This window comes from Desulfuromonas sp. AOP6 (assembly GCF_009731355.2).
Lineage (GTDB): Bacteria > Desulfobacterota > Desulfuromonadia > Desulfuromonadales > SZUA-540 > SZUA-540.
The window spans coordinates 1134688-1149393 of record NZ_AP022810.1 but is presented as its reverse complement, the minus strand read 5'-3'; the positions used below and the strand labels follow the sequence as shown (position 1 = coordinate 1149393).

At 54.8% G+C, this 14706-nt stretch carries 12 protein-coding genes and 1 riboswitch; of the genes, 4 read left to right on the top strand and 8 right to left on the bottom strand.

The genetic code is table 11. From position 1 onward, the window contains the following. Positions 1–8: 8 nt before the first annotated feature. Positions 9–416 (bottom strand): DUF2177 family protein, encoded by a 408-nt coding sequence (locus AOP6_RS05475; RefSeq protein WP_155875599.1) that lies wholly within the window; start codon positions 414–416, stop codon positions 9–11. Between the two features lie 695 nt (positions 417–1111). On the opposite strand from AOP6_RS05475, the gene AOP6_RS05470 reads away from it, so the two are divergent. After that, positions 1112–1648 carry a hypothetical protein gene (locus tag AOP6_RS05470; RefSeq protein WP_155875598.1) on the top strand — a complete coding sequence of 179 codons (537 nt, stop codon included), beginning with the start codon at positions 1112–1114 and terminating at the stop codon, positions 1646–1648. A gap of 31 nt (positions 1649–1679) precedes the next feature. Then, positions 1680–2249: a DotA/TraY family protein gene (locus AOP6_RS05465; protein WP_213194772.1), complete on the top strand. Its 570-nt coding sequence runs from the start codon at positions 1680–1682 to the stop codon at positions 2247–2249. Positions 2250–2328: 79 nt separating this feature from the next. Here AOP6_RS05465 and AOP6_RS05460 read toward each other — a convergent pair whose 3' ends face one another. The 6 genes from AOP6_RS05460 to AOP6_RS05435 form a co-directional block, all read right to left on the bottom strand. Beyond that, entirely contained in the window at positions 2329–2718 is a 390-nt protein-coding gene (locus AOP6_RS05460; RefSeq protein WP_155875596.1) for a hypothetical protein, read from the bottom strand. Between the two features lie 1036 nt (positions 2719–3754). After that, a complete protein-coding gene (locus tag AOP6_RS05455; RefSeq protein WP_155875595.1) occupies positions 3755–4606 on the bottom strand; it encodes a hypothetical protein in 852 nt (283 codons plus the stop codon). A 354-nt stretch (positions 4607–4960) separates the two neighbouring features. Continuing rightward, positions 4961–5698, bottom strand: coding sequence for a hypothetical protein (locus tag AOP6_RS05450; RefSeq protein ID WP_155875594.1), 738 nt, complete (start codon positions 5696–5698; stop codon positions 4961–4963). Between the two features lie 81 nt (positions 5699–5779). Beyond that, positions 5780–6325: a hypothetical protein gene (locus tag AOP6_RS05445; protein ID WP_155875593.1), complete on the bottom strand. Its 546-nt coding sequence runs from the start codon at positions 6323–6325 to the stop codon at positions 5780–5782. 125 nt (positions 6326–6450) lie between these two features. Continuing rightward, entirely contained in the window at positions 6451–6846 is a 396-nt protein-coding gene (locus AOP6_RS05440; protein ID WP_155875592.1) for an Ltp family lipoprotein, read from the bottom strand. A 244-nt stretch (positions 6847–7090) separates the two neighbouring features. Further along, complete coding sequence (locus AOP6_RS05435) at positions 7091–8422, bottom strand: radical SAM protein (RefSeq protein WP_155875591.1); 1332 nt, start codon at positions 8420–8422, stop codon at positions 7091–7093. 167 nt (positions 8423–8589) lie between these two features. On the opposite strand from AOP6_RS05435, the gene AOP6_RS05430 reads away from it, so the two are divergent. Then, positions 8590–10290: a B12-binding domain-containing radical SAM protein gene (locus AOP6_RS05430; protein ID WP_155875590.1), complete on the top strand. Its 1701-nt coding sequence runs from the start codon at positions 8590–8592 to the stop codon at positions 10288–10290. A 9-nt stretch (positions 10291–10299) separates the two neighbouring features. On the opposite strand, the gene AOP6_RS05425 is transcribed toward AOP6_RS05430, so the two are convergent. Continuing rightward, a complete protein-coding gene (locus AOP6_RS05425) occupies positions 10300–12006 on the bottom strand; it encodes a DUF6178 family protein (protein WP_155875589.1) in 1707 nt (568 codons plus the stop codon). Positions 12007–12227: 221 nt separating this feature from the next. Further along, positions 12228–12317, top strand: a riboswitch (cyclic di-GMP riboswitch). Positions 12318–12437: 120 nt separating this feature from the next. Here AOP6_RS05425 and AOP6_RS05420 point away from each other — a divergent pair. Next, the gene (locus AOP6_RS05420) at positions 12438–14543 is read left to right on the top strand and encodes an HD domain-containing phosphohydrolase (RefSeq protein ID WP_213194771.1); all 2106 of its coding nucleotides are present in this window, start codon (positions 12438–12440) and stop codon (positions 14541–14543) included. Positions 14544–14706: the final 163 nt, after the last annotated feature.

Here is a 14706-nt window from a genome sequence, read left to right as displayed (position 1 = left end):
CGGCGGGCTTAGCTCAGCCAGCGCCCGATAAGAAAGCTGCCGCAGGCGACGAGGGTGCAGAGGACAGTCCCCCAGGCAATATCGATGATGACAATCTTCAGGGGCCACTCCCGCAGGGTGGCCAAGTTGGTCAGGTCATAGGTGGCGTAGGTGAAAAACCCGAAGAGAGCCCCCCAAATGGCCGCTTTAGCGAGGGAGTGATCGGCCAGGGCGGGACGAACGGCGAAGATCAGGATGCCGGCGATGTACATGAAGTAGAAGATGAAAGCCGCCGGCCAGTTGACGGCGGGACTCAGGAGATGGGCCAGGTTTTTCTGGTAGAGATCCCGGGCGATGACGCCCAGCCAGAGAAGATCGATGGCGAAAAAGACTGGGACCGTAAGCAGATAAAGCTTCAGATAGAACCAGACATTCATGACCGCCCCCTCAGTAGCTTGGGTTGGACTCGCCCCATGGTGACCCATGGCGTACACTATCTAGAATGAGCTAATGAATAGGTATTGTATGATTATAGCTGACTTTTTACGTAATGACAGAGAGGGCAAGATTTTTAAATTTATCCAGGCCCAAGGCCGTGGCCACCGACTGGAAGGTGATCTACACGACCAACGCCATCGAGTCGATCAACATGTCGCTGCGGAAGGTGACACGCCCCCCCGATTTCATATTCTGTTTGATTCTTTGCGGGGTAGCCCCCAGTTCCAAGGCGAATAAACCCATTTGTCAGGCCTGACCCTTTTTGTGCTACTTTTTTCTTATTCTGGGTAGATTCTACTCGTAAGTGCACCACCCGCACCGTGGGCTAAAAAGAAGGACATGATGGGGTTTCTGGTATTGTTGATGAAAACTAGGGACACTCCCCCGTTTTCTTATTCTGTTTACTTTTTTGTGGGGTAGCCCGCAGTTCCAAGGCTAATAAACCCATTTGCCAGGCCTGACCCTTTTTGTGTATGTGTTCGCATGCGTGTTTACATTATGCCATTTATAGCATATATTTTAGGCGTTTTTCCCTTGGGAAGAGACCGCCCTTAAACTAGCGCCATTCATTTCTGTCCGCTCTTTCGAGTCCGCTAACACTTCTTAAACTTTTATCACGGGATATCACACCATTATGTCAGCATATCACCATGAAAATGTCATCTTCGAAAAACTAAAGGCACACCTTGGTCACGCCATTCACTTGAGCCATCATGATAGCCTGCTTGGGCCTTTGATGGTGATTGGATGTCGCGACTGCGGGCTTCCCATTTTTGAGTTTAATGCTGATAAAAAGCCTATCTGCAAGGGGGAGGTGGCCGAAGGTGACTCTGTCTATTTTGAAGATTCCTCTAACCCCGACCAGCGTTTTGCTGCACAATTTCTAGGTTTTGAGGGCGAAGGAACAGTCACGGTTTTATGGAACCAGGGTCGCTTGAGCTTGGCGCGGACCCGCGTTTTCAAATCAGAGGTCATTCCTTCCGCACACCAGGATAAAAGGATTCTCCAGTCATCCCTCGTCAAAGACCTCAGTGATGCACTCGACTATGCTGTGCTAAAAGTCATAACGTCGGGCGGGGGGGAGAATCCCGTCACCGCGGATTGGCTCGACTTTGCTAAAAAAGTTCTGAAACGAGCCGGACATGAAGTCTGGCAGAAAACTGATGGGTAAAAGGACTTTGACTCAATATAGGACTAACTCGTTGGCTCCCCTTGTGGGCTGTATAGCGCACATGATCCCCGAGGGGGATGGTATGGCCGGGCAATATGGCAGGCAGGGCTACATGCTCCTGTTTGGCATTCTGGCGCGGCCGCCCCTCATGGTTGCCGGTCTGTTCTGCTCTATGGTTATCATGGCCGGGGTTGGCAAGTTTATTGGCTATTGCTTTGTGGTTTACTATGAATCCGTGACTGCAGGCAATGTGACCGGCATCATCACTATGATTGCCCAAATCGCCATCCTGGGTGGCACGGTCGTTGTGTTTGCCCACAAGATCTTTGGGTTGACAACCCACCTGCCTGAGAAGGTCATTCGCTGGATCGGCCAGATGCACGACGATCTCGGTGTGGGCGCCGACGAGAGCAGGGTCCGTGGCATCGCCCTGGCCGCTGGTGGTAAGGTTGAGGGTGCTACAGCGGAAGCGGCCACTAGTGCAAAAAAGGCCATTGGTGGTAAAAAGCAGGGTGGCGGTGGTGCAGGAGGCGGTGGAGATGAGCCGAGCCAAGAAGACGTGGAATTGAGTACGACAAATAATGGACAGGACTTGGAATAACCGCGATAACCCGCGTTTTCTAACAAAAAAAACCCCGCACATTTATTGCGGGGTTTTTTTTGTGGTTTGGGCAATTCTCTTACCAGGTTTTCCAATAAGAAAGCTCAACGCCGTCATAGGGCATCTCCGCCTTGACCCTCTCCAGGTGGGCTTTTGCCAAAAAGAGAATCTCTTCCTTTGTTTTGTTCGGATAGGCAAGCGTCCAGAGTTGCTCCGCCGTCCTTTTCCAAGCCTCCCTGTTCTGCGCCGTCAGGTGTGCGTTCTTGCTGAGTTCAACGAATTTCCGACGAAGGGTGTGTGCAGACTTCCGCCAGGACTGTGCTACGCCTTGCGCTTCTTCAGCCTCTCTTTGGGCCTCCAAAGCCTCCCTCTCGGCTCTCCGGGCCTTACCTTTCGCCCAGCCAAGTTCCCCGGCTCGATTTATGTCGCTCCAGTTTACAACGCTGTCATTGCCGTCCGTGTATCCCATGATGTACCTCCTTCTTGTTTCTCTTTTTCTTGTGTATCTTTTTTCCCTGGGGTTTGCAACAAAATATCTTTTTTTGTTTGGTTATTTAGGCCGTCAGCGGCCAGTCAGTCTCGTAGCCAGCTGGGTAAAAAACTCACGGGTGCGGTTGAAGTGGCCGTACCATACGTAAATGGGGTCAGGACCCTACTTGGCACTTTTTTGTTTGCCTCCAACCAAACCTGTCAATAGTTGCGACATGCCCCCTCTTATCGTTTTTGACCAGGAGCTTTTCCTGCGCAAGAGCGCCAGAAGTGGAGGGGCGGAGCAGACTGAGCCGATCGGCCGAAATGAACCGAAGACTTCTTGGGAGAAAACCCGCAACTAGGTCGGATAGTCAGCCACCCCACGATCAACCGGTTGTATTGATTGGAGCTCCGCTCGCTCCCATATACTTTGCGCGATGGTTCAAAGGGCAAGCGCCGGATTCTGCCCCTTCCCTGATCCAGCAACTAACTTAGGCCATCGGCAGAACAGATGGACACCGTTGTATTGATTGGGGCGGCACAAAGGAACGCGCGTGATTCTATGTGGCAGGGAGCACTCTGAAGAGCCCTTGCAAAAGGAAAAATTAGGGACACTCCCCCTTTTTCTTAATGCCTGCCAAGACCAAGCCCACCAAAAGAAGACCTTCCTCCCTACGCTTTTTAATCTCACCCATCCCACCGCAAATGAAAATAAAGGAAAGTCAGGAAATTCCTGAGGTGTCGCCATCGTTACCGCCAACCTCGGAAAAATTAGGAAAAATTAGGGACACTCCCCCATTTTTTTATTCTGTTTGATTTTTGCGGGGTAGCCCGCAGTTTCTAGGCGAATAAACCCATTTGTCAGGCCTGACCCTTTTTGTGTACCTCAAGAGCATGTGCTCTAACCGCCCCCAAGCGATAATATGGGGATTGTCCCTAATTTCTCAGCGGCGGCATAGCGGTCATATGCTTAGTAGAAATTTTTCGAGCACCACTGCTGTATCGCCGGCCGCTGAATTAAATGGTTAAATGTTTTAATTTGAAGATAGCAAATCAATAATGTAATTTATAAAAGCTGAACAGCTCACTAGCATGAACCTTGCGTCAGCTTTGGTCAGCGTTGATTCTTCCATTAAGGCATGCCTTATCCCTTGAGCATCACTTGTATACCCATAAAGAGAGGAGAATGCGTTTTTAAGAGCTGGGTGAAGACCTCTGCTATCCTGAAGCTGCTTCAACGCGTTTCCAAGCGTTGCCTTATCATCTGTACTAATATTTTTGACCAGAGATTCAACTGCTGAAATTGATTCCTTAATTGAGTTTCTGTAGTCAGGATTTTGCTTATTTGCAAGAAGCCCTAGGGCGGTTTCCAAATGCTTTTTTACACCCTTAAAGCTCTTTGCGTTATCAATAGCCTCTTCTACTGCTTGTATCTCTTGGTCTGATGTGATTTCTGTTATTACCCCATTAACGAACCTGTACGCAGAATTTTCTCTTTCAAGTACAGTGTTACAAGCTTTTTGAAAACTTTCCTTTGAATCTTCAAAGCCGTATTCAGCTATGAATTCAATTAAATCAAAAATTTCATACCATTGTGCGGCAAAATAATATTTTCGAAGAGAGTCTAGAGCATCGTAAAAATATTTATGTATCGTGTCGGTCGGCATTTTGAAATAGTGAAAGTAAAACGAGAAAAATAAGTGTTCCATATTGCTGCCATCGACATAGTCACACCTTCCATACATACTATGACGGTCGCGATCGTATCTGTCCCAATAATAAATTTTAATTAGGCTCCATAGGCCATTTCTCAGATCGTCATCAATTGCTTCCTTCTGGACCAACTTGTTTTTCGGAGTAATACCTTGCCTTTGAGAAAATCTCATTTTCTCCTCACGTTCAACGGTATGAGTTGAGCGGCGACCACGCGCCGGTACGGTACACATCGAGATAAAATATTTAAACCAGCAGTGACCCTTCCTACTGGCACTGCAGTTCAGTCATGCTGAGAAGCGGGTTCGGTTAGCACCCAGGATGCTTTCGTCCACTCCAACGTCTGGTCCGTCGGCTAACCACTGCCGGTCAATCGAAGTAAAAAGCGGGGAGTGTCCTTAGTTTTGCTAGTTTCGCCTAGTTTCTCTCTTTAGCGCTCTTAGCGCCCCTGGGAAGCCGGGGCAGTCCAAGAAAAAAAGATAAAACCTGGGGGATGAATCCTAATTATCCCAGACTGAATGGGCTTGTTAAGCACGGATGCTCCGAAGTTTGGCCGCTAATTTATTCTCTAAATCGGCTAACCCTTCGTTGTTGTGCAGGTAGTATAGTGCCCTATGATGTCCCATGTCAGATGGTATATCAGATACATTTTGGGTAATGGGAATAACGACTTTGCCAAGAGTATGGGCAATACCTGTTTCATACATTACGTTTGGATTTTTCCCGGAGAAATCAACGACAACAGACTTTGCCCGATAAATAAGGCTGAAAATATCTTGTATGATCGTACTTTCCTCCCATATGTCATCAGCTCTCAAACATCTAAACCCAGATGCACTACAAGCCTGCTTAATCGCACCATAGACTGGAGAAAATCCAGCAGAGAAGGGCATCATAACCGCAATTAAATCATCTTCTGGATAACCATCTGGAATCTCAAAAACCGTAGGAGCAAATGTGATTTTTCTTTCAGATGGCTTTGCTGATATATAGGTTACTGTGTCATCAGGATATTTTTCATTAAGGTAATCTTCAACAATCTTTAGAACACCTGGATCTCTATAAACCATTTGCTTAAGAACTGTTATTACATTACCTGTATAGTCCTCATCACCAAAATACAAACTTCTCTTTAGGCGATCATGGTCATCAATCAAATCATTGCAATTTGTAAGCAATCCAAGCTCTTCCCAATCGCTATGGGAAAAGTCCTCAACAATTCTTCTTTTCAGCTCTAAGAGCAACTTTCCATCAAACTCGTACATATTTCCCCTTAGTGCTTAACGTTTGGGCTCAGCGCGTAGCAAATCCGCTGAAGCCCTTGGTTGGGCCTCAAGCACTTCATGTCAATCTACTTTCAACTTAGAGAGTTTCTCTCGAAGTCTCTCGCGAACAGAATACTCCCCAAACTTGAGCTGCCTTTTCTCTAGACTGTATTTACCCCTTATCGCATCAGCGATTACTAATGCCTCTCTCGCAAGTTGTAGGCAACTCTTATAGCCCTCCCTGACTGCATCTTCGCCGTCTAATACCTCAAATGCGAATGAAAGATTTTTTGCCGCAAAACCGATCTGCTGTGGAAAATCGAATACTTTATCGAGAATGGGCAAGTCAAAGACGCGGTAGTCGTAGTCCGGCAACTCAGGCAACTCTAGAATCTTTTGGATGTAATCCCCAGCATAACCACCAGAGCTTTCGGCGGTGTCATGGTCTTCTGTGGCCGATAAACATGAATATGCATATTTCTCAAACAAGTGAGCCAGATTTAGTGCGACAAATGTAGCATGGTTTGACCTTTCTCTTCGCTTCACCAGCCAACCAGAAATGTTGGTTAAAATGGCACCAAGCAGGCTACTGCCTAAAATAATAGTAATAATAGTTGACCAATCCAAGATTGCTCCTTACAAAGAATTCGGAAGAATTAGGGACACTCCCCTAGAAGAATTAGGGACACTCCCCTAGAAGAATTAGGGACACTCCCCTATTTCTTATTTGAATCTCCCGCCATACCCTTGGCTCATTCGCAAGCACCCGCCTGGCGTGCCCCGTAGGTTGCCTGGCTCATGGTATATTTGTCTCCAGCGTTAGATGAAAGTTGTTCAACAAGACCTTTGCACGAGAAGCCCATCATGCTGAGGTAGTTTTGCGCAGATCTTACAGCCTGCTCATTCCAATCAATGTTCAGGGTATCCACTGCTACGGTAGCATCTGTAACGTTATAACCATCACCAGCATCGGATGAGAGCTGCTGAATAAGTCCTGCCCGTGAGAAGCCCATGATGCTGATGTATTGTTTCGCAGATCTGACGGCATTTTTCTGAGGCCCAGTTAGACCATCCGCCCATGTAGGTGCGGCTCCGAGGACAACGAGGCCAAAAAACAAAATGCCGATCGACTTCAATACTTTCTTCATACTGTTTCTCCTTATGTGATAAATGGCTTGGAGGACTGGTTAACCTAACGCCATGGGAAAAACTAGGGGAAAAACTAGGGACACTCCCCCGTTTTCTTAATGCCTGCCAAGACCAAGCCCGCTAAAAGAAGACTCTCATCCCCACGCTTTTTAATCTCACCTATCCTACCGAAATTAAAAATAAAGAAAAGTCAGGAAATTCCTGAGGTGTCGCCATTTTTACCGCCAACCTCGGCGCCCTCCCTCAAGCCGGCAACGGCCAGTCGGTCTCGTATCCAGCGGGGTAAAACATCTCGCGGGTGCGGTTAAAGTAGCCGTATTGAATGCGGGGGACTTTTTCCTTGACCGTGTCGAGCATCTTTTTCATCCCCATGCCTTCGCCGGAAACGCCCATGGCATCCCAGTACATGGTGGGATCGATGCTGAGGTTGCGCATCTGGATAAGGTCGACGCCGGCGGACTCGATGAGGGAGAGCAGGGCTTCGACTTCGTCGGGGCGGTCGGTGAGGCCGGGATAGACGAGGTAGTTGAGCATGGTGAACATGCCGGCTTGTTTGGCGCGGTGCACCGACTCGATGACGTCGGCAAAGCGGTAGCCGCGGGGGCGGTAGTAGGCGTTGTAGAAGGATTCCTGCACGGAATTGAGGGAAATGCGCACTGAGTCGACGCCGGCTTCGGCCAGGCGGTCGATGGCGGCGGGGATGGAGGCGTTGGAGTTGAAATTGATGGTGCCGCGTGGGGTCTGGCGGCGCATCTCGCGCACGGCCTCGCAGATGGTATCGGCCTGCAGGATGGGATCGCCCTCGCAGCCCTGGCCGAAGGAGACGATGGCGTTTTCGGCCTGCTGCAGATGGGGGACGGCGACCTCGCAGAGTTCCTGCACCGTGGGGACGAAGGTGAGGCGCTCCTGGCTGGAGGGGCAGCACTCGGGGGCCTCTTGCAGGGAGATGCAGCCGAGGCAGCGGGAGTTGCAGGTGGGCGAGGTCGGCAGGGGCGCTTCCCAGCGGGCGAAGAAGAGGTTTTTGGCGGCGAAGCAGTGGTAATCGACGGCGCAGCGCGAGAGCTGCTCGTAGAGGCGGTTGTCGGGGTATTGGCGCAGGGTGGCCCGCACGAGGGGGTCGAGCTGGCGGTCGTCGAAGTGCTGGGGATCCCACTGATTGTTGCGATCGACGCGCACCGCCGCCACGTAAAAGCGTTCTTCCTCGACGCACCAGCCCACCGCCGTGTAAGCCCACAGGGGCAGTTGCACCGCCTTGCGCCGGTAATCGGCGGCGGGCAGCAGGGTGCGGGTGAAGGCGGGGGACATGAAGACCGAAACGGCCTGCATGGGGCCGCCGCCCCAACTGCGTGGCAGGGTATCGACGGTGCGCAGCTGGCCTGATTTGCGGTCGAAGCCCATGGGCGGGGTGCCGGGGATGGTGAAGAGCCGGCTGCCTTCGGGCAGGGGGATAAGTTCGTCCTCGCGCGGCAGGCGGGGGGTCATGCCATTCATGCCCGCCATGAGCAGATCGGGGTGTTCGAAAACCTCGCCGGTCTCATCGGCGACCACGGCCAGCAGGGTCTTTTTTCTCGCCATTGTTCTATCCTTTTCTGTCCGCCACGGTCGGTGGTGGCGGACCGGTGTTTTGGGAATCGCTCCCTTACCCTGGTGCGCGGCGGGAACGTCTGGAAACATAGCACAATTGCGCGGGCAGCGGCAATTTCCCCTTTTCAAGGAAGGCGCCCTCGGCTATTCTGGCCGGCATGCGAACCCTGTTAACCACCCTGCACAGCAAATTCATCCACCCCAGCCTGGCCCTGCCCTGTCTCGCCGCCTATTGCGGCGAGGACTGCGGCGAACTGCTCATCCGCGAGTTCACCCTGCACGAGCCGAAGGAGAATATCCTGGCCGCCCTGCTGCGCGAAGAGCCCGACGTGGTGGCGTTTTCCGTCTATCTGTGGAACCGGCAGGCCACCCTGGAGCTGGCGGCGGCTTTGGCGGTGGTGCGTCCCGAGCTGCGCCTTGTGCTGGGCGGCCCGGAAGTCTCCTTTGAGGACGAAAGCTTTCTGCGCCTCCATCCCGGTATCACGGCGGTCGTGCGTGGCGAGGGGGAAATCCCCCTGCGGGCCCTGCTGCGGGCCTGGCAGCAGAAGGAGACGCCACGCGGGATTGCCCGTCTGCTCTGGCGCGACGGCGAACGCCTCGTCAGCGAGGCGGACGGGCCGGTGCTTGAGAATCTCGACGCCATCCCCTCCCCTTTTGAGCTGGGTCTCGTCGATATCTCCCGCGGCTTCGTCTACTATGAGACGAGCCGGGGCTGCCCCTACAGCTGCGCCTTCTGCATGAGCGCCCTCGACGAAAAAGTGCGGTCCTTCTCCATGGCGCGCATCCGTGCCGACCTGGGCTGGCTCATGGCCCGCGAGGTGCCGCGCATCAAGCTGGTCGACCGCACCTTCAACTACGACGCCGCCCGCAGCCGCGAGATCTTCCGCTTTATTCTGGAGCACAATCGCGGCAGCCATTTTCACTTCGAGATCGGCGCCCATCTGCTTGATGAGGAAACGCTGGCCTTGCTCGCCCAGGTACCAGCGGGCACGTTCCAGTTCGAGATCGGCGTGCAGTCGACCCTGCCCCAGACCCTGTCGGCCATCGGTCGCCAGGTCTCCCTGCAGAAGCTCGAAGAGAACGTGCGCACCCTGCGCCGCCACACCCCGATCGACCTACATCTGGATCTTATCGCCGGCCTGCCCGGTGAGGGCTATAACGACTTTCTGCACTCCATCGACCGGGTGCTCGACCTGCACCCCCACGAGCTGCAGGTGGAGCTGGTCAAGCTGCTGCCCGGCGCGCCCCTGCGAAGGCAGGCGGCCGCGCGGGGCATCGCCTTCGATCCCAACCCGCCTTATACGGTGCTGCGTACCCCCGAGCTGAGTTTCACCCAACTGGAGACCCTGCGGGGCATCAGCCGCCTGCTCGATCTGACGGCCAACAGCGGCCGCTTCGGGCATTTTCTGGAATGTCTGCAAGAGGCCTGCGGCAGCCTGGCGGCCGGACTGGAAAGGATCGAAGCTTACTGGCAGGCACGGGAGCTGTTCCGGCATCCGCTGTCACAGCGGGGTCTGTTCGAAAGGATGGGGGAGTTTGTGGCCGAAACGTTTGAAGGGCCCCTGCAAGACCGTCTGCGGGAGCAACTGGCGCGGGATTTCGCCCTGACCGAGCGGGTGGTGCCGGAGAAGGCGCCGGCCTTTTTCGACACGGCGCTGACAGCAGCGGAGAGCGCCCGCGTCCGCGAGCGGGTGCAGGCCGAGACCGCCGCTGTCAAGGGTCAGGGGGTCAAGGTGCAGCACTTCGCCGCTGCCTTTGACCACCTGCACGATATTCCCGCCCGCACCCTTATGCTCTATCTCTACCTCACCCGCACCGGCCAGGGTCTGGAAGTGCGGGAGATCCCCCTGTCATTCTGAAACGCCGCCTCAGCCGAGACGCACGATGAGCCCGCCCACATAGCGGGGGTCGATGTCCTCGGGCGTGAGGGTGCAGAATTCCTCCTGCCAGAGATCGAGACAATAGTCGGCAAAGGCGCCGGCGCCAGGCACCAGGCTCTCCAACCACTGGGCTGTCTCCTGACGCAAGACCGGGCGCAGCTGTCCCCCCTCACTCACAAGGGCGTGCAGGCCGGGCAGTTCGTCGGCGGCAAGCGGTTCGGGCACGAAGGCGCGGCCCAGAAGCCGGTTGGCCAGCGCGGTGAGGAAAAAGTCGGACAGGGCCAGGTCGTCGGCGTCGTCGGGCATGCAGCCGGACAGGTCCAGCGCCGCCGGTTCTGGCAGGGCAAAGGGGAACTGCTCGGTGAAAAGGTGGCGCTGCACCTCCAGCCGGTCGAGCCACTCAGCGGCCAGCTTCACGTCGCTCAGGGTGGTGAAGGGACGCTGTCCCGCCCGGTTGATTTCGAGCAGTCCTTCAAAAAAGCGCGGCTTGCGCTGGCAGAGGGCGTCGGTCAGGGCGCGGAAGGGTCCATCCAGATAGGGGGCCAGGGGCGAAGCCAGCAGGGCTTTGGCGCGGCGCTGCAACTGCAGGGTGAGGCTGAAGCCGAGACGGAAAAGATTTTCCAGATAGTTTTCCTTTACCTGCTTCGCCGCCGCCTCCACATCGCCACCGGCCTGATACTGCAGGGCCAGGTTGAGATAGTGGAAGACCTCGGCCATTTCCTCTTTGACCTGCTCCGTCTCCCCCATATCGACACGGTCGGCGCTCATCACCTTGTTGAGCAGATAGGTCAGCTCCCAGCAGGTCTTTTCGTCCAGATTATCGGCGAGAACCTCGGCCAGCAGATCTCCCGGCTCGCTCATCGTCATCACGAAGCCGGGAGGTACGACGTCGGCCTGCGCTGAGAGGACTTCCTTTCTGGCGACGGCAACGCCCGCGAACTGCTCGGGATCGAGATAGGTATAGACCTTCAGCGCCTCGAAGGGGTCGGGAATCCCCAGGTCCTGCAGGCGATTGCAGCGGTTCTGGTAGGTTTCTTCCTCCAGCATGGAGTCTGATTCCCAGCGCACAGCCTCCATGAGGCGGGGATAGAATTCAGGCTCCAGACGGCGCAGGGTGTCGAGAAAGGCGCCGACGATCTTGGCGCTTTCCGAATCGGCAAACCCCAGTTCGTAGCCGCCATCGCGAAAGATGGCCTCCTGCAGGCCATCCTCATTCTCGAAGGCCTCCATGCCGCGGATGACGGTGACGAACTTCTTGAGCATCATCACCAGCAGTTCGAAATCCATGCTCTGGACCAGCTGCAGAACCTGCTGTTCGTTCTTGGTTTCGAGCAGAAGAACCAGCCAGTTGAGCACGACCTCGGGCTTTAGCTGATCCCCCTGCCAGCAGTCGAAGTCAATGAAGGTGCCGATTTGGGTGGGGGTGAGCAGCTCGATGAGTTCCATCGACTCGTCCAGGCCTCTCTCCCGGAGCAACAGGTAGACTTCCTGGGTCGGCAGCTTGCGCACGAGGGCGGCCGGATCTTTGGCCTCCATAATCAGGTTGTATTTATGGCTGCCGGAAGCCCGTCGCACAATCTCCAGACGCTCTTTCTGGCTGAGCAGATTGAATTCCTTGGGGGTGATCGTGCGGGCATCGCGGTGCAGAACCAGATGGCCGACTTTCTTGCGGTCGGGCAGTTCGATATTTTCCATGGGGCTGAACTCCTTGATTAATCAACTTGTTTCGGGCCAGACACTGTAAAGCAGCAAACCGCTTTGGTCAAGTTTTCATCGACCCCTTTATCGGCACCCGGCCGGATTTTACCATCGGCATACGTCCAGGGTTTTTAAAGGTTTAGAATTATTGGGTGTAAAAGTCCTTGACCCTGGATTAAAAACTGGTCAATATCGCGGATGCGGATCAAAACCAATGTCCGCCGAAAACGCAAAGCCCGAGCAATCTGGTGACGCAAAGCCACGGATCCTTCTCATCCTTTCGAGGCAAGGACCGCCGGGCTGCCGAAGCACAGTAATGGGATTACGAAACCACTATTCCCTTAATCGGTCCCGTCTTCGGCTGCAAGACGGGATTTTTTTATGATGACAGTTCACCCAAAATGGTTTTTGCCCAGCGTCCATTTGCCATGATGAAGCGACTGAAGTCCTACTTTCATAGCCGGGTGGGACGCCGAATTTTTCTGGTCTTCCTGGTCTGTACCATTCTACCGGTCACCGTTCTGGCCGTGGTTTCCTATTACCGGGTTGCCGACCAGCTGGAGGACCAGGCCCGTCATCGCCTGCGTCAGACGGGTCGAAACGTCGGCCTGCTCCTTCACGGACAGCTCATGGTTCTGCATCAGGAACTCCATCTGCTGGCGCACTCCTATCAGGCCGATCCGTCCACCTTCCCTGCCCGTTTCGCGTCCCTTGGTTTAGACCTGAGGCAGCCGCTGACCAGCCTCACCCTGTTCACCGAAGAAGCGGTCCCGACTCTATTGTCGGGGGAAAAGAATTCCGGCTGGCAACCTCCCCCCGCTGAAGTCCTCCGGAGAATGGGCGAGAACGCCATTCTCTGGATTCCGGCAGACGGCCCGCATGAGCTGGCGATCTATCTGGCGGTGCGGCTTGATCCGGCCAGCTCCGCGACAGGGCTCCTGTGGGCCGAGATTTCGCCCTCGGTGCTCATTGAAAAAGCGGCCGAGGCCCTTCCCCCCCACATCAACATATTCGTCGCCACCAGCCGGGGGCAAAGGCTCTATGCCCCCCCTTTACATCGGCAGAAGCGGCCTCTGGCAGCGAACCCCACCGTTAGCGGGCAGTCCGTCGCAAGTCTGTGCGGAGACCGCAACTGCATGGCCGATCAGGTCGCCGTATCCCTGCGCGACTCTTTTGACGAAGACGACTGGATTATCACCCTGCACGAGCCCCGAGAAGTCTCCCTGGTTTCCCTGTACAGTTTTCGCCGAACCTTCTATCTGGTCGCCGCCGTTTCTCTGTGGAGTGTTCTCCTGGTCAGCGCGATCTTTATCCGCCGCAGTCTGGTGCCCTTGCAGCGGCTCAAAGAAGGCACCCGCCGACTTGGGCGGGGCGATTTCAGCCAGGCCGTGGAGGTCGACAGCGCCGACGAGTTCGCCGAACTGGCCCAGTCCTTCAACGCCATGGCCACAGAACTCGACAACCAGTTCTATACTCTGGATGAAATGGGACAAACCACCCGGGCCATCCTGGTCGCTCTGGACCGCGAAAAGCTGGTCCAGGCCGTTCTGACCCGTCTCCCCCGCATCGTGCGCTGTGACTGCCTCGGACTGACTCTGGCTGAGGGTCAACAGAATCAATTCAGCACCTTTCTCGCTGCCCCGGCCAGAGAACAGACAGCGACAGAGGAGAAACACACCTGCCTGCTCGAGGCGACGGAAATCCAGGCCCTGGGTGAAATTGAGGACGCTTTTTTTACCGAGGCCGCCGACATCCTTCCCAACCTGCTCGACCCCCTCGCCCGCAGAGGGACAGGTTCCTTCTTTATCCTGCCCATTCATCAGAACGGCAGCATCCAGGGCGCGCTGCTGCTCGGCTACCGCACAGCGCCTCACCTGAGCCGGGAAGACCGTGTGCGGGCGCGGGCCATAGCTGACCAGATCACCGTTGCCCTGGCCAACATCCGGCTTATCGAGGAACTGGCCGACCTCAACTACGGCACGCTGACCGCCCTGGCCCGCACGGTTGACGCCAAATCATCCTGGACAGCGGGTCATTCGGAACGCGTGACCAGCCTGGCTCTCGCCATTGGCCGCACCCTCGGCCTGTCCGCCGGCGACCTCGACCTGCTGCATCGCGCCAGCCTTCTGCACGATATCGGCAAGATCGGCGTTCCCAATGCCATTCTGGAAAAACCCATCCCTTTAAATCCAGTGGAATATTCCGTCATCAACACCCACCCGGAAAAAGGGGTGCGCATCCTGGAACCCATTCAGGCCTACCGGGATGTGCTGCCGATTGTCGAACAGCATCATGAATGGTTCAACGGCCAGGGCTATCCCCGGGGACTCCAGGGGGAGGAGATCGCCCCGGGCGCACGCATCCTGGCCGTGGCTGATGTGTATGACGCCCTCATTTCCGATCGGCCTTACCGCCGGGGCTGGCCCCACGACGAAGTCATGGCGCATCTGCAAAAAGGGTCCGGTCAGCAATTCGACCCCGAGGTCGTGCATGCTTTCATGCGCACGGTCAGCTCAGCTGCCTATCCTGCCTGAAAAAACCCTCCCTGGCGCAGCTCCCTTATTTTTCGACCAAATGGCCATCCGGTCATTTTTTTAATGACAAACTTGGTTTTATAATATAGAAATTAGAGCCAGGTACAAAATCCAACCAAATGAAAAATCCACATATCCCGCCAAACAAATATCTGTTTTAAAA

Coding starts and splice junctions, on each gene's coding strand:
- AOP6_RS05455 (WP_155875595.1), bottom strand. CDS start 4,606: ATGAGATTTTCTCAAAGGCAAGGTATTACTCCGAAAAACAAGTTGGTC.
- AOP6_RS05420 (WP_213194771.1), top strand. CDS start 12,438: ATGATGAAGCGACTGAAGTCCTACTTTCATAGCCGGGTGGGACGCCGA.
- AOP6_RS05425 (WP_155875589.1), bottom strand. CDS start 12,006: ATGGAAAATATCGAACTGCCCGACCGCAAGAAAGTCGGCCATCTGGTT.
- AOP6_RS05450 (WP_155875594.1), bottom strand. CDS start 5,698: ATGTACGAGTTTGATGGAAAGTTGCTCTTAGAGCTGAAAAGAAGAATT.
- AOP6_RS05470 (WP_155875598.1), top strand. CDS start 1,112: ATGTCAGCATATCACCATGAAAATGTCATCTTCGAAAAACTAAAGGCA.
- AOP6_RS05475 (WP_155875599.1), bottom strand. CDS start 416: ATGAATGTCTGGTTCTATCTGAAGCTTTATCTGCTTACGGTCCCAGTC.
- AOP6_RS05435 (WP_155875591.1), bottom strand. CDS start 8,422: ATGGCGAGAAAAAAGACCCTGCTGGCCGTGGTCGCCGATGAGACCGGC.
- AOP6_RS05430 (WP_155875590.1), top strand. CDS start 8,590: ATGCGAACCCTGTTAACCACCCTGCACAGCAAATTCATCCACCCCAGC.
- AOP6_RS05460 (WP_155875596.1), bottom strand. CDS start 2,718: ATGGGATACACGGACGGCAATGACAGCGTTGTAAACTGGAGCGACATA.
- AOP6_RS05440 (WP_155875592.1), bottom strand. CDS start 6,846: ATGAAGAAAGTATTGAAGTCGATCGGCATTTTGTTTTTTGGCCTCGTT.